Annotated in this window: 16 protein-coding genes; 8 read left to right on the top strand and 8 right to left on the bottom strand. The window is 47.1% G+C overall.

Annotated elements, in window-relative coordinates; genetic code table 11:
* Nucleotide 1: 1 nt before the first annotated feature.
* The gene (locus tag LZG94_RS24585; protein WP_233794311.1) at nucleotides 2-604 is read right to left on the bottom strand and encodes a GDSL-type esterase/lipase family protein; all 603 of its coding nucleotides are present in this window, start codon (nucleotides 602-604) and stop codon (nucleotides 2-4) included.
* Between the two features lie 173 nt (nucleotides 605-777).
* Nucleotides 778-3,093 (bottom strand): mechanosensitive ion channel family protein, encoded by a 2,316-nt coding sequence (locus LZG94_RS24580; protein ID WP_233794310.1) that lies wholly within the window; start codon nucleotides 3,091-3,093, stop codon nucleotides 778-780.
* Between the two features lie 199 nt (nucleotides 3,094-3,292).
* Here LZG94_RS24580 and msrA point away from each other — a divergent pair, with 199 nt between their 5' ends.
* Nucleotides 3,293-3,784, top strand: coding sequence for a peptide-methionine (S)-S-oxide reductase MsrA (gene msrA, locus LZG94_RS24575; protein ID WP_233794309.1), 492 nt, complete (start codon nucleotides 3,293-3,295; stop codon nucleotides 3,782-3,784).
* 75 nt (nucleotides 3,785-3,859) lie between these two features.
* Here the strand turns inward: msrA and LZG94_RS24570 are convergent, their stop codons facing one another.
* Nucleotides 3,860-4,903 carry an SGNH/GDSL hydrolase family protein gene (locus LZG94_RS24570; protein ID WP_233794308.1) on the bottom strand — a complete coding sequence of 348 codons (1,044 nt, stop codon included), beginning with the start codon at nucleotides 4,901-4,903 and terminating at the stop codon, nucleotides 3,860-3,862.
* 126 nt (nucleotides 4,904-5,029) lie between these two features.
* Nucleotides 5,030-5,605, bottom strand: coding sequence for a porin family protein (locus tag LZG94_RS24565; protein WP_215231992.1), 576 nt, complete (start codon nucleotides 5,603-5,605; stop codon nucleotides 5,030-5,032).
* Between the two features lie 289 nt (nucleotides 5,606-5,894).
* Here LZG94_RS24565 and LZG94_RS24560 point away from each other — a divergent pair, with 289 nt between their 5' ends.
* The 3 genes from LZG94_RS24560 to LZG94_RS24550 all read left to right on the top strand — a co-directional run bounded on the left by LZG94_RS24560 (nucleotide 5,895) and on the right by LZG94_RS24550 (nucleotide 10,117).
* On the top strand, nucleotides 5,895-8,246 hold the full coding sequence (locus LZG94_RS24560; protein ID WP_233794307.1) for an ABC transporter permease: 2,352 nt from the start codon (nucleotides 5,895-5,897) through the stop codon (nucleotides 8,244-8,246).
* A 54-nt stretch (nucleotides 8,247-8,300) separates the two neighbouring features.
* Entirely contained in the window at nucleotides 8,301-9,071 is a 771-nt protein-coding gene (locus tag LZG94_RS24555; RefSeq protein ID WP_233794306.1) for a DUF72 domain-containing protein, read from the top strand.
* An 83-nt stretch (nucleotides 9,072-9,154) separates the two neighbouring features.
* Nucleotides 9,155-10,117, top strand: coding sequence for a hypothetical protein (locus LZG94_RS24550; protein ID WP_233794305.1), 963 nt, complete (start codon nucleotides 9,155-9,157; stop codon nucleotides 10,115-10,117).
* Nucleotides 10,118-10,156: 39 nt separating this feature from the next.
* Here LZG94_RS24550 and LZG94_RS24545 read toward each other — a convergent pair whose 3' ends face one another.
* The gene (locus LZG94_RS24545; RefSeq protein ID WP_233794304.1) at nucleotides 10,157-10,564 is read right to left on the bottom strand and encodes a VOC family protein; all 408 of its coding nucleotides are present in this window, start codon (nucleotides 10,562-10,564) and stop codon (nucleotides 10,157-10,159) included.
* Nucleotides 10,565-10,736: 172 nt separating this feature from the next.
* On the opposite strand from LZG94_RS24545, the gene LZG94_RS24540 reads away from it, so the two are divergent.
* Together LZG94_RS24540 and LZG94_RS24535 are read left to right on the top strand one after the other, a co-directional pair.
* Nucleotides 10,737-11,420 (top strand): outer membrane beta-barrel protein, encoded by a 684-nt coding sequence (locus LZG94_RS24540; RefSeq protein WP_233794303.1) that lies wholly within the window; start codon nucleotides 10,737-10,739, stop codon nucleotides 11,418-11,420.
* Between the two features lie 78 nt (nucleotides 11,421-11,498).
* Nucleotides 11,499-12,362, top strand: coding sequence for an NmrA family NAD(P)-binding protein (locus tag LZG94_RS24535; protein WP_233794302.1), 864 nt, complete (start codon nucleotides 11,499-11,501; stop codon nucleotides 12,360-12,362).
* A gap of 29 nt (nucleotides 12,363-12,391) precedes the next feature.
* Here LZG94_RS24535 and LZG94_RS24530 read toward each other — a convergent pair whose 3' ends face one another.
* The 3 genes from LZG94_RS24530 to LZG94_RS24520 all read right to left on the bottom strand — a co-directional run bounded on the left by LZG94_RS24530 (nucleotide 12,392) and on the right by LZG94_RS24520 (nucleotide 14,814).
* Nucleotides 12,392-13,150, bottom strand: coding sequence for an oxygenase MpaB family protein (locus LZG94_RS24530; RefSeq protein ID WP_233794301.1), 759 nt, complete (start codon nucleotides 13,148-13,150; stop codon nucleotides 12,392-12,394).
* 75 nt (nucleotides 13,151-13,225) lie between these two features.
* Nucleotides 13,226-13,630 (bottom strand): response regulator, encoded by a 405-nt coding sequence (locus LZG94_RS24525; RefSeq protein WP_233794300.1) that lies wholly within the window; start codon nucleotides 13,628-13,630, stop codon nucleotides 13,226-13,228.
* 236 nt (nucleotides 13,631-13,866) lie between these two features.
* A complete protein-coding gene (locus LZG94_RS24520) occupies nucleotides 13,867-14,814 on the bottom strand; it encodes a TraB/GumN family protein (RefSeq protein ID WP_233794299.1) in 948 nt (315 codons plus the stop codon).
* Nucleotides 14,815-14,994: 180 nt separating this feature from the next.
* On the opposite strand from LZG94_RS24520, the gene LZG94_RS24515 reads away from it, so the two are divergent.
* The gene (locus LZG94_RS24515) at nucleotides 14,995-15,420 is read left to right on the top strand and encodes a VOC family protein (protein WP_233794298.1); all 426 of its coding nucleotides are present in this window, start codon (nucleotides 14,995-14,997) and stop codon (nucleotides 15,418-15,420) included.
* 43 nt (nucleotides 15,421-15,463) lie between these two features.
* The gene (locus LZG94_RS24510) at nucleotides 15,464-15,718 is read left to right on the top strand and encodes a DUF3072 domain-containing protein (RefSeq protein ID WP_233794297.1); all 255 of its coding nucleotides are present in this window, start codon (nucleotides 15,464-15,466) and stop codon (nucleotides 15,716-15,718) included.
* Nucleotides 15,719-15,721: the final 3 nt, after the last annotated feature.

The raw sequence follows: 15,721 nt of genomic DNA, 5'->3' as shown, positions 1-15,721 counted from the left end.
GTTATGAAAGTTTGGGGAGGTTGAGCGCATTTCTAATCCTTTCTGTCCAGATCTCGTACCCCTCCGGCGTCATGTGCAGCCCGTCCTGTTCAAACAATGTGCGGACCGGGGTGTCCTGCCCGTCGAGCATAGCGGGAAAAATGTCAATGTAATGCTGGTTCGGGTCCGTGTCGATCACGTCCAGAATGAGCCTGTTGGCTGCCCGTATCTGAGAAATGATCTCCCAGCGTTGCAGGCTTGGTTTGATACTGATATAATAGCAGGGTATGTCGCCAAACCGCTGCCGCACCTGCCCGATCAGCTGCCGGTAGTACAGGCACACTTCCACCGGATTACGTCCGTCGCCCAGATCGTTGTCACCCGCGTAAATAATCACGGTCTTTGCAGCTTGGATCTGTTTCATAATACGGTCGAAAAACCAGGTACAGGCGGCCAGCGTAGAGCCTCCAAAACCGAGGTTAATCGGCTTTACGTCCGCGAAATCTTCGTACAATGTATTCCACAAATTAATACTTGAACTACCATAAAATATAGTTTCTGGCTGATAGGGCAAGTTTTCGGCTTCTTTCTCGACCCTTAATACTTCATCTTCATACCATTCCATAAGCTTAGCGTGTCGGACAGAATCTGGCGCTCATTTAGAGTCCTGGTTCTTTTGGTTTCTAAAATTAGATTACAAATGTGACCCGCGTATTAATTTTCGGCGCGGGCATTTTATCAAATATTTAAGATTAAAAGCTGCCGATACGCGCTATAAAAACCGCACCAGCATCGCTGCTACATTACTTTGATATTATTTTCCCTGAACTTCCTGTAAAGCGTCTCCAGCACGTAGCTCTTGAATGCTGCTTCGGCGTAAACGCTGTTCAGCCACACGAGGATTTTCAGTTCCACATTATCTGCCCCGATACTATTGAACAGGATCTGTTGCGGCGCATTTTTTACAATATCCTCTCCCTTATCAACCGTTTCGCTGACGAGCTTCTTTACCAGATCCAGGTCTGATTCCACATTCACTTTAAATGTAATCTCGGCTTTCAGCTGCGCATTTTTCTGGCTGTAATTCACTAACCTGCCAGACAGTAAATCCCCATTCGGAATAATCACGCGGGAACCTTGCGAAGTGAGCATTTTACTCGACCTGATCCCGATATCCAGCACTTTTCCCTTTTTATCGGCCAGTTCAATGTAGTCTCCGATATCGAAGGGTTTTTCAAAAATCAGGATAATACCGGAGACAAAATTGTTGATGATATTCTGCAAACCCAGCCCGATACCTACCCCTAATGCACCGATCAATACGGTGATCTTATCCAGCGGAACTCCGGAAGCGGTGATCGCGAACAGAAATCCGATCACGATGATCACCAGCCGGATCAGCGCCAGTTTTGAATTTTTCTCGACGTAATTACTCCCGAATGTATTGTCAGACTCCCCAAACAGTAAGCCGATATTCTTTTGAAGCAGGTTGGCCAGGTACACGATCACGGCGAAGAACACAATATTGCCGAGCGTGAATGTGATATTACCCAGCGTGCGCGGCTTGGCGAGGATCTGTTGCAGCAAGTCTGTGATCGGGTCGATGATATTGAGATTGATCGCGAAAACCATGATCCAGAGCAATACCGAAACGAAGGTAAGTATGGTCCTGAACTTGGCCCGGCTGCTGGCTACATTGATCCGTGCAAAAAGCCCGCCCGAGCACGAGCTGACTTTGATCTGCAGCTCCATCGCTTCTATTACTATTTCAACAAAAACTGCCAGACTCAGTACCTGCACCAGCCCACTGATCGCGGTGAGATTGAAAGACTTAGCCAGACTTATTCTTCCAAAAACATTGAGCAATACCGCCGAGATATTCAGGATCACATAAATGATCGTGACCGGCTTGATGAATTTTTTATGAAGCCGGGCCTCTTTCAATTTCCCGTAAAACCAGATCCCGAAATAGATCGACAATCCATTGAGAATGATCAGCAGGGAACGCAGCAAAAAGGTATCGTTGACAAATGCATTGGTAAAAATCACGAGGGCATATAACCCCATGATCGCAAACCAGACGCGCAGCTGGTCTTTTGGCAGCCTTTTCCGGAGGAATATCGTAAGTGTGATCAGGAGTAAAAATTGGTTGAGCTCAATGTAAATGGAAGGCGAATCGGGCTCAAAGAATGGGGTTAAATTGAATAATACCACCAGCGTGGGCAAAATGGGAATGCGGGTAAGATAACTCAGATTCAGCTGCCCGATCTCCCTCGAAAGTTTGGCATTGGAAGCGAGCCGGAAGTTGATGTAAACCCACCAGAAAAAAATGCCGCAAAGTATCAGCAGAAATATCCGGTTATCCCAGGTGGAGTTGAGAAAGTAACGCAATATCCTGTCCTGGCCGAGGTAAGAGGTTTTGATTAGCGTACCAATATTGTCCGAATCGCTCGTGCGCGGCGCTTTCCAGAGATACCGGTATTCTTTGCTCAACACACTTTTACCCGACTCGCGGATATATTCATCGACGATCGTTCGCAGGTCGATGGTTTTGAAATACAATGCAGAAACGTCTGCCAGGAGCTTGCTGACCGTATCGAGATTGGCTACCGTTACTTTTCCGGTGCTTTGCAGCCGGGTCCTGAGATCTGCTATTTGCCCGGTGTACAGTTTTCTCTGGGTCGAATCGGTATTGTTGGTAGCGAGCAGGGAATCGCGGCTGAACTGGATCACCTTCTCCGACATACGCTGCAATTCCAGGTTATATTTGGACAGTTCCTTGCGCCAGTTCCCTGTTTTCAGCTGTGCATCGGTCAGCATCAGCCGGTAGTTGAGCAAACTTTTATTATCGGGAACGGTCTTATTCAGCTGCATCGCCGAGTCGATCTGAGCTACATTCGCCTGTGCTTTGGTAAGTTCCTGCCGGATCTTCGCGCCGTCGTAAGCTTTCTTGTTTGCCGCATTCATATCTGTAATTGCAGCCTGGTATTTTTCCAGCCTGAACAACAGGGTATCGGGGATCAGGGCGCTGGAATCGGTCGGGGTTTTTCTGTCCTGCGCAGAGAGAAATCCGGAGGATAGGATGAAAAGAAAAAGGAATTTAATGAATCTCATTACGCTAATTTTTGATCAAGCCGAGGCAAATAGTATGCCTTGGCGGTATACGTCGCTTTTTTTGAATGTAGTCAAATGCGCGGTCGGTTCAAATTTTGTTCTTTATAAATGCAGAAATTGAACAGAATCGGTTGGTCGCGGTGTTATTTCAGGGGCACCGAAATTGTAACGTCGCTCCTTTACATTAAAATCAGATTGTATGAATACTGAAAAAGCAATTCTGGCAGGTGGTTGCTTCTGGGGCGTGGAAGAATTGTTCAGACACTATCCGGGGGTAATTTCAACGGTAGTGGGGTATACGGGCGGCGATGTGCCCAATGCAACCTACCGCAATCACGGCACGCACGCAGAAGGGATCGCCATTGAATTCGATCCTTCCAAACTAACTTACCGCGGACTTTTGGAATACTTTTTCCAGATCCACGATCCTACCACCAGGAACCGGCAGGGAAACGATATCGGGACCTCCTACCGTTCCGCTATTTTTTATCTGGACGAAAACCAGCGCGATACCGCAAATGCACTGATCACCGAAATGGAAGCTTCTGGCGTGTGGCCGGGCAAGATCGTGACGGAAGTGGTGCCTGCCGGTGATTTCTGGGATGCAGAAGTAGAGCATCAGGATTATTTGCAAAAACACCCTGGCGGCTATACATGCCACTTTGAAAGACCAAGCTGGAAACTGAACTAAGATAGCATTCCTGCAAAAAAGCCAGACGAGTTGATCTCGTCTGGCTTTTTTGTATTCCACTAAAAATTCGGAATGTTAGTATTCCAGCTCTTTCAATTTAGCAATAACCCGATTCGCGACGATTTCGTAGCCTTTGTTATTGATGTGAATTTCATCCGCATTGTCTGGTCTCATACCTCTCGGGAAAATGCCATTTGCTATATCAGACAGATCTTCCGGGCTAGGCGAATAATTGATAACCGCCATTTCTTCTTCTGTCGGCGGCTCCATAGGTACAAATGATTTCCCGAATTCAGAAGATAACCTGCTGTTGATTTCCGTCACTTCATTGTAACGATCCGTGCCTTTTTTCTCGGGAACAGCCAGCAAAACGCCTAATACTAAAAATCTCTTTGGTTCTTCGAGATAGGAAACCGAACTATTGAGCGCCGTCACGATATCTTCTTTTGCATTGGGCAGACCAATATTGTTCCGTCCGTACCACAGGATCTGGGTCGCTGTGCGAAGCTCCGCGGGATCGTCGAGTACAAATTTGGAATCGTCGGGAATCTCGGCAATACTTTCGCCGTCAGGTTTGATGGTGTAAATTTCGCCTTTTGCTTCGTTTGCCTCGCGGGTGATCGTGCATTTTACGCCGGCCAATGTACCTGTCCGGCTATACGTCAGGAAATTGATGGGCGTGGATAAAAACTCGTTACTGAGTTTTTTCACTTTAAGCGGCTCGGTTCCATTGAACTTCCCTCCTTCCACGGTGACGGTTAAAGGTTCGCCGCCCTGCCTTATCGCAATAGATTTCGCAATCTGGCCGCCGATCCCGTCGCTTACAATCCGCCTCCCGGGCAGCCCGACGCCTACTAGTGTACCGTAAGGCACATTTGCGCCTGCGCCTATGGTGAGACTGTCACCAAAGAATGCGAGCGTCTGGTCGAGTTTTGGCTTGTCCTCTCCCGTTCCTTCCGGATTGTTCTTTTTCGGGAAAATTTCGTCGATCAATCCTTCGCAGGAAGTCAGCAATGTGGTTGTAATAATAGCCGCCCCAGTTTGGCGAAAAAATCGCCTCCGGCTTAATGAGGTGTCAGTGTTCTTAGCGCTGGATTTGCGCTGATCGTGGTTAATCATTCTGATTGGAGAACATTTGAGTGTGCTTTTCTTAATTTATATCAATAATCATTCCATAATGCAAAAAAGGAGGCTGAGCGTCCGCCCAACCTCCTTTGGTATTTTATTACAAAAAAACTGACCTACTTACTTCACCAGCGGGATCGCCCAGAAAATGCTGGCCTGGATCACACTGTTTTTGAAATCAGGATCGATATTCTGGCCGGAGAAATTTCCTACTTTGGAAAGACCGGCAATATATCTTACGCCCAGTCCAAGTCCGATCGGAGATTGGTAACCGATACCCGCCGCAGCCGACAAGTCAAGGTTCTTGGCGAAGTTGTTGATCGTCTGATCAGGCACATCGCTCGAAGTCCTGAAACCAGCCTGCGGCCCGAACTCTACGTAGAATCCGCCATTGGTTTTGAATTTCAACATAACCGGCACATTCACATAGCTGATCTTGAAATCTGACCTTGCTCCGTTGTTATCAACTTTTGCACCCTGCGTGGAGAAAAGAACTTCCGGCTGGATCGAGAATACTTTTCCAAAACCGTAATTGATTATACCACCAAGGTGATAACCTACAAGCGCATCCGATTCTATATTTCCACCGGTATAGTTACTGATGTTCAAACCTGCTTTCGGACCGATGCTGAATGATTGGGCAAACGCTGACTGGACAGATACGAGCAGTACAGCAACAAATAGTAATTTTTTCATGTTTTAAATTGATTTAATGTGACTTCGAAGTCCACTATCCCAGTTTGTGACGGGTAATTTATTCAAATGCGCCCGACTATATGCCGGACAAGGATAGTAATGAAAATGTCGTGCCAATGTAGCCGCCAGCGACATCAGCCTTCGTCCCCTGGTGAACAAATCTGTTCGGTATTGAACATTTCATAAGATACGAGAATTAGTAAACACCTCATTTTTAGCGAGTTCAAGCGGTGGCAGGTTTTTTTGCATTTTTCTTCGATCCATCATCCAGCCAACCAACTGAGAAAATATGTTCAATAATTATCTCAAAATCGCCTTTCGCAACCTGCTGCGAAACAAAGGATTTTCATCGATCAATATATTGGGGCTGTCTGTTGGCATGGCCAGCGCACTGCTGATCCTGCTCTGGATGTACAATGAATTCAGCTACGACCGGTTTCATAGCAAAGGCGACCGCCTTTTTGCAGCCTGGAACAGGAGTATTGTTGACGGAGAAATGCTCTGCTGGAATGGTACGCCGAAAATTCTCGGCCCTACATTAAAGGAGGAATATCCCGAAGTGGCCAATATATCCCGCAATTATTCCCGCTGGTACGTGACGCGGGTGGGTGACAGGAAAATTTCTACCGAGGCGATGACAACGGACGCTGCATTCCTGGAAATGTTTGACTTCAAACTTCTTCAAGGCGATCCGAAAACCGCGCTGAGCAATATCAGCTCTATCGTGATTACCCGGAAAATGGCGATTAAAATGTTTGATACCGAAGATGCGCTGGGGAAGACGCTGACGATTGACAAGGATAATTTTACGGTAACCGGAATCATGCAGGACTTACCCACCAATACTGGATTTACCTTCGAATACCTGCTGCCCTGGCAATACATGAAAAAGACAGGACAGGACGACGAACACTGGGGAAATAATACGGTCAAAACCTATATTGAACTAAAACCGGGAACTGACCCGGCGCGCTTCGCCGAAAAGATCAGGGATGTGACGATCAGGCATTCCAACAAGACCGAAGACAGCGAAATTTTCCTCCACCCGATCAGTAAGTGGCACCTTTATTCCAATTTTGAAGATGGAAAAATATCCGGCGGCCGAATAGCGATTGTGCGGCTCTTTGGTATTATCGCTGCATTTATCCTATTGATCGCCTGCATCAATTTCATGAACCTCAGTACGGCGCGGAGCGAAAAGCGGGCGAAGGAAGTCGGGATACGGAAGACGGCCGGCGCAAATAAAGGCTTGCTGGTGGCGCAGTTTATGGGAGAATCGATTATGATATCGCTGATCGCCGGTACACTGGCTTTAATACTTGTGGTTGCGGCGCTTCCTGCATTCAATTTATTAATAGGTAAAAATCTCGCTTTACCCTATTCAAATCCCTATTTCTGGCTCTCGATCCTGGCATTCATTGTGTTTACAGGTATGGTTGCAGGAAGTTATCCCGCGTTTTTCCTGTCTTCTTTCAAGCCGATCGCGGTTTTAAAAGGAACATTTAAGAGAACTAATGCAATAGTAAGTCCGCGTAAGGTGCTGGTGGTGGTACAATTCAGCTTTGCAATAGTCCTGATCATTTCCACACTTATTGTCGTACAGCAAATCAAGCACGCACAGCGACGCGACGCAGGTTATGACCGCGGACAGGTCGTTTTCCACTGGATCACCGGCGATATGGAAAAGAATTACCGCCAGATCAAAAGCGAACTGATCGCCTCCGGTGCAGCTTCTGTGACCAAAACGGCCTCGCCGCTCAGCTATGTGAACACGGATACCTGGGGTATTGAGTGGGCCGGGAAAAATCAGGCTGAGAAAATTGATTTTGACCGTTTCAGCGAAGACGAAAATCTGGTAAAAACAGCTGGCTTGCAACTGTTGCAGGGCCGCGACATGGACCTTACCAAGTTCCCCGCCGACTCCTCGGCGATGCTACTCAATGAAACCGCCGCAAAAGTAATGGGCTTCAAAGATCCGATCGGGCAGATCGTGAAAGATGAGGAGAAGTCGTATCGCGTAGTCGGTGTGGTCAAGGATTTTGTGATCGGCTCTCCTTACGAACATGCGCGGCCAATGGTGATCGAAGGGGCCCAGAGTTCTTTCAATGTGATTCACGTCAAACTTGGAACGGACAAATCGCCGGCCGATCAGCTCAAAAGTATGGAAGCGATTTTCAAGCGATATAATCCTGACTATCCTTTTGAATACCATTTTGTAGATGCGGATTTTGCGCTCAAATTTGAGGATACCCGCCGCATTGCCACATTGACGGGCCTTTTTGCCGGACTTACCATCTTCATTTCCTGCCTGGGACTTTTCGGATTGGCTGCCTACATGGCAGAAAACCGCGTAAAGGAAATCGGCGTGCGAAAGGTGCTCGGCGCCTCGGTGATGAGCATTACGGCGTTGCTTTCGGGTGAATTCATGATACTGGTCGGCATTTCGATTGTCATCGCCATTCCGACTGCCTGGTACGCAATGAGCCTGTGGCTGAGCGACTTCTCTTACCGGATCAATATGCAATGGTGGACGTTTGCGCTCGCCGGCTTTCTGGCGGTCCTCGTGTCGCTGCTGACTGTCAGTTATCAGGCGATCCGGGCGGCTTTGCTGGATCCTGTGAAAAGCCTCCGCAGCGAATAATAACCCTGGAATGATTTTAGACGGCAGACTGGCGATCAAACTCGCCTATTACCGATGATTAAAACCCAAGCCGGAAAATTTTTCACAGGTACCAGCGGGCTGGTATTGCCAGTTCCGAATAAGCAATTTTATCCCCCTGAATTTCAGGACAAAAGCCGCCTTACCTACTATGGATCGCTGTTCAATAGCATTGAGATCAACAGCTCATTTTACAAAGTCCCGCTAGCCTCGACTGTGCGGAACTGGGCGACACAGGTTCCCGAAAATTTTACATTTACATTCAAACTCTGGCGCGAGATCACGCACAATAAGGGTCTGGTGTTCGATCCCGAGTACGTGAAAAAGTTCATGGATGTTATCGGCCAGATCGGAGATAAAAAGGGTTGTCTGCTGGTACAGTTCCCGCCTTCCTTGAAAGCAATTATGCGCCCGCAATTGGAAAGATTGCTTACTACCATATCAGAATCGGATCCTGACAAAGCCTGGAAAGTGGCGCTCGAATTTCGCCATAGCTCGTGGTACCAGGACGAAACTTTCGAAATGCTCGATGGATTTGGCTTTGAGATTGTGCGGCATGACAAACCGGGCTCCGCTCCCGGCACGCTCGAATCTGAATCCGATTACATTTACCTGCGTTTCCACGGGCCGAATGGTGATTACAAAGGGCAATATGAAGATGATATGCTGATTGAATATGCGGAATATATTCAGGATTGGCTCGACGCAGGAAAAACCGTTTTCGCCTATTTCAATAATACGATGGGAGAAGCAATGAAAAATCTCACGCTGCTGAACTCCATCGTACAGAGTGGGCGGGAAGATTGATACCCGGTTACAACCTTTCACTCCTATTTCTTTTCCTTGATTATGAATTGCCTGACTCCAAACTCAACCTAATTCCTTCCCGTATGAAACACCTTTCACTTTGCTTTTTGCTGCTGGTTTTTGTGCTGTTTTCGGGCTGTAACCGTGAGAGCAACAGCAACACTGTCAACGCGATTATCGGTGATACCAGTTTTATTGAGGCATTCGGCTTTGCACCCGATGCGACGACGGATAATACGCTCAGGATCAGAACACATCTTCAATATGTAGAGCGGCTGCTGCGGAACAGGGACGTTTCGTTTTTACCAAAAAAATTAAGAGAAAAGCGAACGGAATTGCTGGACCTGCTGCAAACGTATTCAGCTGCCGGGAAATACCCGAAAAACTACGATCACGCGAACGAAAGGAAGCCTTGTTTCATCGATAGGGACGGAAATATTTGCGCAGTAGGTTATCTGATTGAAAAAACTGCCGGCCGCGAAATGGCAGAGGCGATCAATGCGGACTACCAATATGAGGCGTTGATGAATTTGAAGAATCAGGAGATCGATCGCTGGGTCGCCGCCAGCGGACTTACCAAAGAAGAATGCGCGATGATCCAGCCGACGTATGGTCCGATTATCCCGCGCCCTTCTGTTCCCGCTTCGGATTACCGGTACAGGATGAAATCAGGTTATGTGATCAGCTCCGGGCTTCTGATCGGTACAAATGTTGCTGTGAATTTTATGAATGAGATAAATATCGCTGCGGGCAGTACCAATAAGGTAGTACCCGTGGTGGGGCTGATTACAGGCGCTGGTCAAATCGTACTCGGTGCGGTCGGGTATCATCCGGAAAATAGCCGGGGAACGGATTTCAACTACTCCGACCAGCGAACACTGTCAATCGTCAATATCGGTTTGGGGGCAGCGTCCATGGTTTTTAGTGCAAGAAATCTTGTGTGGCAGCAAAAAATGGTCAGGCGCAGAACTTCCTGGAATGTTTTCAGCTTCCCGGCGGGACGCAGTCAAACGGGCGTTGGGCTAAGTTTTAGCAGGAAGATCTGATCATGTGAGGCCCGGTAGTGGGGCCTCACATGCAGTGGATTAGGCAGTTCGGATATCCACCATCCAGTCAATCCCGAATTTATCCTGAAACGCACCGTATATGTCGCCCCAGATTTGCCTGTCCAGCGGGATTACAATGGTACCGCCTTGGCTCAATGCCTCGTATTTCTCGCGCAATGCTGCTTCTTCGAAGCCGCTTAATGAGAGGTTGATTTTGCCGGCGCCCAAAGGCATACCTTCCGGTGCGTCACCGCCCATGAATTCGATGGAGCCGCCCATTAGGGTTCCGTGCATGATCTGGTCGCGGACCCCGGCAGGACAACTTCCGTCGAGATCGCCGTAGGTCATAAAATTTACTTCTCCGCCGAAAATATTTTGATAGAATTCAAATGCTTCGCGACAATTGCCATCGAACATTAAATACGGATGCAAATCCATTTGTGCCATGATTTATAGCGTTTTAAATTGTGACTATTTAATTTTTGTGACACAAAACTAGAAAGCCTGATAAATACCCTGCGGGTGAAATCGGGACAAAATCAGGGGGACTTTGCGCCAATATACTTTCCGCTTTTCAGACTATATACTGATAAAACAAACCTAATTCGTTGTTGATGCTATGAAAAAATTACTTCTACTCTGCTCATTCTTCGCATGCATTGCCGGTTACGGCGTAGCGCAGGATGCTGCCAAATTCAAGAAGTTTAGTGCCGGAATCTATGCCGGGCCGCAGCTTTATGGAAAAGTATTCAGTCATAATAAGCTCACCAAGATTTCTGGGATCACCGCGGGCATCGACCTTGGTTATGCATTTTCTAAGCAACCAGAGGGATTTTCGCTGCATTTCCAGCCCGGTTATAATACCTTCCGGCATTTCACATCGGAGGGCGCCAATACACAAATTTATCTTGAAACGACCTCAAAGTGGGAAGCGATCCATCTGCCGCTGCTGGCCCGATACACTTTTGGCTCGGGCTGGATCCGGCCTTTCGCGGAAGCCGGGCCCATGCTGCGGCTCCGTACTGCTCTTAAAACACGCTTGGCAGGTTCCGGTTGCGGTGTTATTGGATGCAGTGGGATAGTAATCAATGAAGATCTGCAACAGCAAGTCAGCAAGGATCTGGTCGGGATGACGGCCGGAGCTGGTGTGGAAGTGGATCTTTGGAAAGTCACAGTTCCCATTTCCGTGCGCATTCAGGAAGGCTTTGGTACGTCTGAATCCCATGTTGTACTCTACGACGGCCCCTATATCGAAAAGCTAAAAACCCGGACTATCCAGGTCACTGCGGGCATAAATTTTTGAGGTACTACTATCCTTCGCAAATCTTATTCCCTGGCATAAAAATGTTGCGGTTTTTTGCTTCATCAAACTCAACATAATATGCATATCGTACTTGGAGCAACCGGACATGTCGGATCTGCGGTGGCTGAAACGCTGCTTGGTGAAGGCGAAAATGTAACAGTGGTCACGCGGGATGAGGGCAAATCGAAACATTGGAAGGATAAAGGAGTGCAGATAGCGATCGCCGACGTGCACGATGTGAATACGCTTAGAGCGGTTTTACAGGGAGGCAAGCGGCTTTTTTTATTAAATCCACCCGCACTTCCCGATACAGACACCGTCGCAGAAGAACGCAAAAGCATGCTATCCATCGTTTCAGCGCTGGCAGGTTCAGGTATTGAGAAAATCGTGGCGCTATCTACTTATGGTGCGCAGGCTGGTGACGGAATCGGTGATCTGGGTGTGTTGTACGAAATGGAGCAGGAGCTCGCGAAAATCAATATCCCTACTACCGTAGTCCGTGCTGCCTATTACATGAGCAACTGGGATGGATTTCTTGAATCTGCTCAGAAAGACGGCCAGATCTTCACATTATACCCGGCAGACTTCAAACTCCCGATGGTTTCGCCGGGAAACATGGGGCAGTTTGCCGCACAGCTACTCAAAGAACCTATTGAAAAAACGGGTTTGTATCATATCGAAGGCCCTGCCTGGTATTCGCCCGGCGAGGTCGCGGATGCATTTTCCAAAGCACTTGGTAAAAAGATGGAAACCATCGTGATCCCTCGCGAGGAATGGGTTTCTGCGCTGACTAATATGGGATTTTCGCAAAAAGCAGGCAAATCTATGGCTGCCATGACCGCAGTTACTTTGGATGAAAAGTATGAAGTAACCGGCGAGCGTGTTAAAGGTGAGACGACGATTAATGATTATATCACGCAGCTGGTTAGAGCAACAGGCTGATATCACACCCCAAATCGGCGGTACTGCACTTATCTGATGTCCAAATTTAGGATCTGAGGCTTATATTGCTCCGGCAAGATCAGGTTGCGTAACATATTTTGCAGCCTGACTTTGCGCATTCCTTTGTAAACGGGTAGTATCAGACTGATAAGCGGCCCCTTTCCCAAGTCCAGCAGCTCGTTGACGCGCTCCGGTGCGATTTCTGCCTGTACCTGCTTTAAGAGGTAATACCTTCCAAGACCGAGGTGCTTTTTGTATTGTTTATACAGGTCAATGGAGTAGCTGCTTTTGATAAGATTGTCGCGCAGGTGCTCTTCCCGCATTACCTTCCATTTTTCGTAAGAATCCGGCAAGCCGGCAATTCCCATACGAAGTCCTACCTGGTTGAAAACATGAAAAATCTCCGCCAGTTCTGCGGCAGTGAGCTTTCTTTCTAATAGTTCGAAGGAGCGGATTGAATAGTCGATCAGCATAAACAGCACGTCACGATATGCCCAGTCGGGAATTTGTGCGCCACGTTTGTTTTCAACCTCCTTGTGAATGGCAGTGATCTGGTCAATCGCTTTCAATGCTTCATCATATTCAGCAAATACGATCTTTCGTGCATAAGTAACAGTTGAGAATAACCTGCCTAGCGGGTCAGCAGGGAGCTTTCCGGTAAAATACAGCCAATCCACCGCCTTGTTTACAGCGAATTCCGCCGAAGCGCCAGCGAAAATAAAAAGGATCGTATCCGCCTTTCCCCATATCTCCCGCACAATCGAATCTTGCTTAACAAACCATTTCATACATTGTAAAGTACTTTGTAATTCAAAGTAAACGGAAAATGTTCGATTTAAAAATGATCGTGTCCATTTATTCAATTACTCTCTCCCTAAAAATTTGTTAACTATCCCCCTGGCGATATCCAAAAGGGCCTTGAAGGTATTGGGTTTGACAAAAAAATCGTCGGCGCCTGCTGCGATCGCTCTTTTTTTAAGCTCCGGGTTGTCAGATGTAGATAGCATGACAGTCGGCAGGTCAACCAGTTCAGGATCCGATTTAATCTCCTTGATTGCCTCTACGCCATTCATTCGCGGCATATTCATATCCACTACCACGACAGTCTGGGAAAGGTCTTTTGAGTTTTTGACATTATCTATCAGCTCCCGGCCATCCTCGGCTTCCACGACGGTTACATTCGGGTTGGCCTCCTCCAAAGCATCTTTTATTAGCATTCTGTCATCCTCGTCGTCATCCCCAAGATGAACTGTCTGACCATTCTTCATATTCGTAGCAGCTTGAAGAACAAAGATATCAAATGATTGTGATTCGGCACTTATTTGCATTACCCTAAATCCCTAAAGGGACTTTTTGGCGTCGCATACAAATCAAACGGAAAGCCCCTTCAGGGGTTGGGGCGTTTCTACATGACCCTAAATCCCTAAAGGGACTTTCTTGCGGCGTTGCATACATATCAAACGAAAAGCCCCTTTAGGGGTTGGGGTTAGTTGGGCTTTAAGCATCACTTCACACTGACCGCCTCGACCTGATATCCTAAATCCTTCAATAACACAATCAATCCGGTTTTGTATCTCAAATGCCCGAAACCTACGGCGATCAGGCAAGGTTTCTGGCTGATGTTTTTTTCGATTTTTGGTAGCCAATTCCGGTTCCGCTGCTCGATGGTTATATGCCCGTATTCGTTTTCAATAATAACATCTGAAGAATCGGTTTTTTCAAACTGATAGGGCACTTTCATTTGCTTATAAACCCGCATCACTTCTTCTATATTGGTATTTTGTGAGTAAATATTCCAGCCCGGCTTTTCGCTTCCGGGTATCTTGGCCAGCATACTCCGCATTACTTTACGTGCATCGTCGATCTGCGTGGAGTCGAAGTTCATGTCTTTTAATTTATCAAGATGGTCGCCGCCCCTGCCTGTTGATTTATAAAGATTAAAGAGATCCAGATCCATTGATTTCGTGATTCCGTCGGGACCCTTCATATCCATTACCAGCGTTTCATAGATTGCAAACCACATTTCAAACACATTCATTTCCTCCGCGTCGGGATTATTTGTAATACCCTCTCCTACCCGCGCCACAAAGAAGGAATCGAGCGTTTTGTATTCCGCCGCATTAAGTACCGACACAGCCCGCAAGGTTGAAGCTGTCTTTTGAACGGCGACCGTATTTACCTCTGTACTAAATGCTTCCGTTAGAATGTATTCTGTACAATCGATCGCCGATTTGATCCTGGGAAAAGTGAGCAGCCAATCCAGTTCACCTAAATGCATCGTACCGAGCAGATAAGACGGTTTTTTAATACCTTTTCCAGTGATTTTCCAAAGGATAGTTTGTGGATCCTGGCTCTGTGACGCCGACTTGCCCGTCTGGGCGACGTTGCGCAATGGAAGAAATAGCGTAGCGAGAAGGATGAAGATTTTTATCACGATCAGTGGACCATTCATAAATTACAGCCGATTTATATCCGAAATCTGCATTTAAATCTTAGGAAAGTCAACTTTTAATAAATTTTGTCTCACCCGCCCCCTTCTAATGTCCCTTCCGCGGACGATTTGCCGATGAGACTAGCAGTAGTTTTGTGTTATGAAAATCATTACAAAAAATACTTAACCTGAAATTTTCTTATGCCTAAATTAAACACTTACCTGAATTTCGATGGGAAATCGGAAGAGGCTTTTACATTTTACAAATCCGTTTTTGGCGGAGAATTTACTTCCGTTCAAAAAATGTCGGATATGCCTGGTGCTGAGCAACTCGCTGATAATGAAAGAGGTCGGGTCATGCACATTTCGCTTCCGATCGGGAAGGATGATATTTTGATGGCGTCGGATATCGTACCGTCTATGGGCCACAAGTTAACGCTCGGCAACCATTCATACATTTCAGTTTTCACAGAAAGCCGCGAAGAAGCAGATCGTATTTTCGCAGGTTTATCGGCCGGAGGGGAAATCGAGATGGCAATGGAAGATACGTTCTGGGGTGATTATTTCGGTAGCTTTCACGATAAGTACGGCATCGGCTGGATGGTAAATTATCCGAAGCAGGATTAATTGGCTCGGTTTTTTTATTTACGAATGAAAAAACATCAACAAAATGGCCACTACAAATAGTAACCCGCCGAAAGACGAAGAGAATGTCAACGCGCAAAATCCCGACATCAAAGGATCGAATACAGTTAAAGATCCCGACGAATGGACAACCGGCGACGAGCCGATGACCGGCGCGCAGCAATCCTACCTGAAAACATTGTCTGACGAAGCTGGCGTAGAATTCGACAGCACTTTAAGCAAAGCGGAAGCTTCCAAGCGGATAGATGAATTGCAGCATAAGACAGGTCGGGGATTATAATAT

It is taken from the genome of Dyadobacter sp. CY343, assembly GCF_021390335.1.
Lineage (GTDB): Bacteria > Bacteroidota > Bacteroidia > Cytophagales > Spirosomataceae > Dyadobacter.
The sequence above is the reverse complement of the archived record's forward strand: the minus strand, read 5'-3'. Positions and strand labels throughout refer to the sequence as shown.

Excerpts from the sequence above, each read along its gene's own strand:
- LZG94_RS24585 (WP_233794311.1), bottom strand. The coding sequence starts at position 604 with ATGGAATGGTATGAAGATGAAGTATTAAGGGTCGAGAAAGAAGCCGAA.
- LZG94_RS24580 (WP_233794310.1), bottom strand. The coding sequence starts at position 3,093 with ATGAGATTCATTAAATTCCTTTTTCTTTTCATCCTATCCTCCGGATTT.
- msrA (WP_233794309.1), top strand. The coding sequence starts at position 3,293 with ATGAATACTGAAAAAGCAATTCTGGCAGGTGGTTGCTTCTGGGGCGTG.
- LZG94_RS24570 (WP_233794308.1), bottom strand. The coding sequence starts at position 4,903 with ATGATTAACCACGATCAGCGCAAATCCAGCGCTAAGAACACTGACACC.
- LZG94_RS24565 (WP_215231992.1), bottom strand. The coding sequence starts at position 5,605 with ATGAAAAAATTACTATTTGTTGCTGTACTGCTCGTATCTGTCCAGTCA.
- LZG94_RS24560 (WP_233794307.1), top strand. The coding sequence starts at position 5,895 with ATGTTCAATAATTATCTCAAAATCGCCTTTCGCAACCTGCTGCGAAAC.
- LZG94_RS24555 (WP_233794306.1), top strand. The coding sequence starts at position 8,301 with ATGATTAAAACCCAAGCCGGAAAATTTTTCACAGGTACCAGCGGGCTG.
- LZG94_RS24550 (WP_233794305.1), top strand. The coding sequence starts at position 9,155 with ATGAAACACCTTTCACTTTGCTTTTTGCTGCTGGTTTTTGTGCTGTTT.
- LZG94_RS24545 (WP_233794304.1), bottom strand. The coding sequence starts at position 10,564 with ATGGCACAAATGGATTTGCATCCGTATTTAATGTTCGATGGCAATTGT.
- LZG94_RS24540 (WP_233794303.1), top strand. The coding sequence starts at position 10,737 with ATGAAAAAATTACTTCTACTCTGCTCATTCTTCGCATGCATTGCCGGT.
- LZG94_RS24535 (WP_233794302.1), top strand. The coding sequence starts at position 11,499 with ATGCATATCGTACTTGGAGCAACCGGACATGTCGGATCTGCGGTGGCT.
- LZG94_RS24530 (WP_233794301.1), bottom strand. The coding sequence starts at position 13,150 with ATGAAATGGTTTGTTAAGCAAGATTCGATTGTGCGGGAGATATGGGGA.
- LZG94_RS24525 (WP_233794300.1), bottom strand. The coding sequence starts at position 13,630 with ATGAAGAATGGTCAGACAGTTCATCTTGGGGATGACGACGAGGATGAC.
- LZG94_RS24520 (WP_233794299.1), bottom strand. The coding sequence starts at position 14,814 with ATGAATGGTCCACTGATCGTGATAAAAATCTTCATCCTTCTCGCTACG.
- LZG94_RS24515 (WP_233794298.1), top strand. The coding sequence starts at position 14,995 with ATGCCTAAATTAAACACTTACCTGAATTTCGATGGGAAATCGGAAGAG.
- LZG94_RS24510 (WP_233794297.1), top strand. The coding sequence starts at position 15,464 with ATGGCCACTACAAATAGTAACCCGCCGAAAGACGAAGAGAATGTCAAC.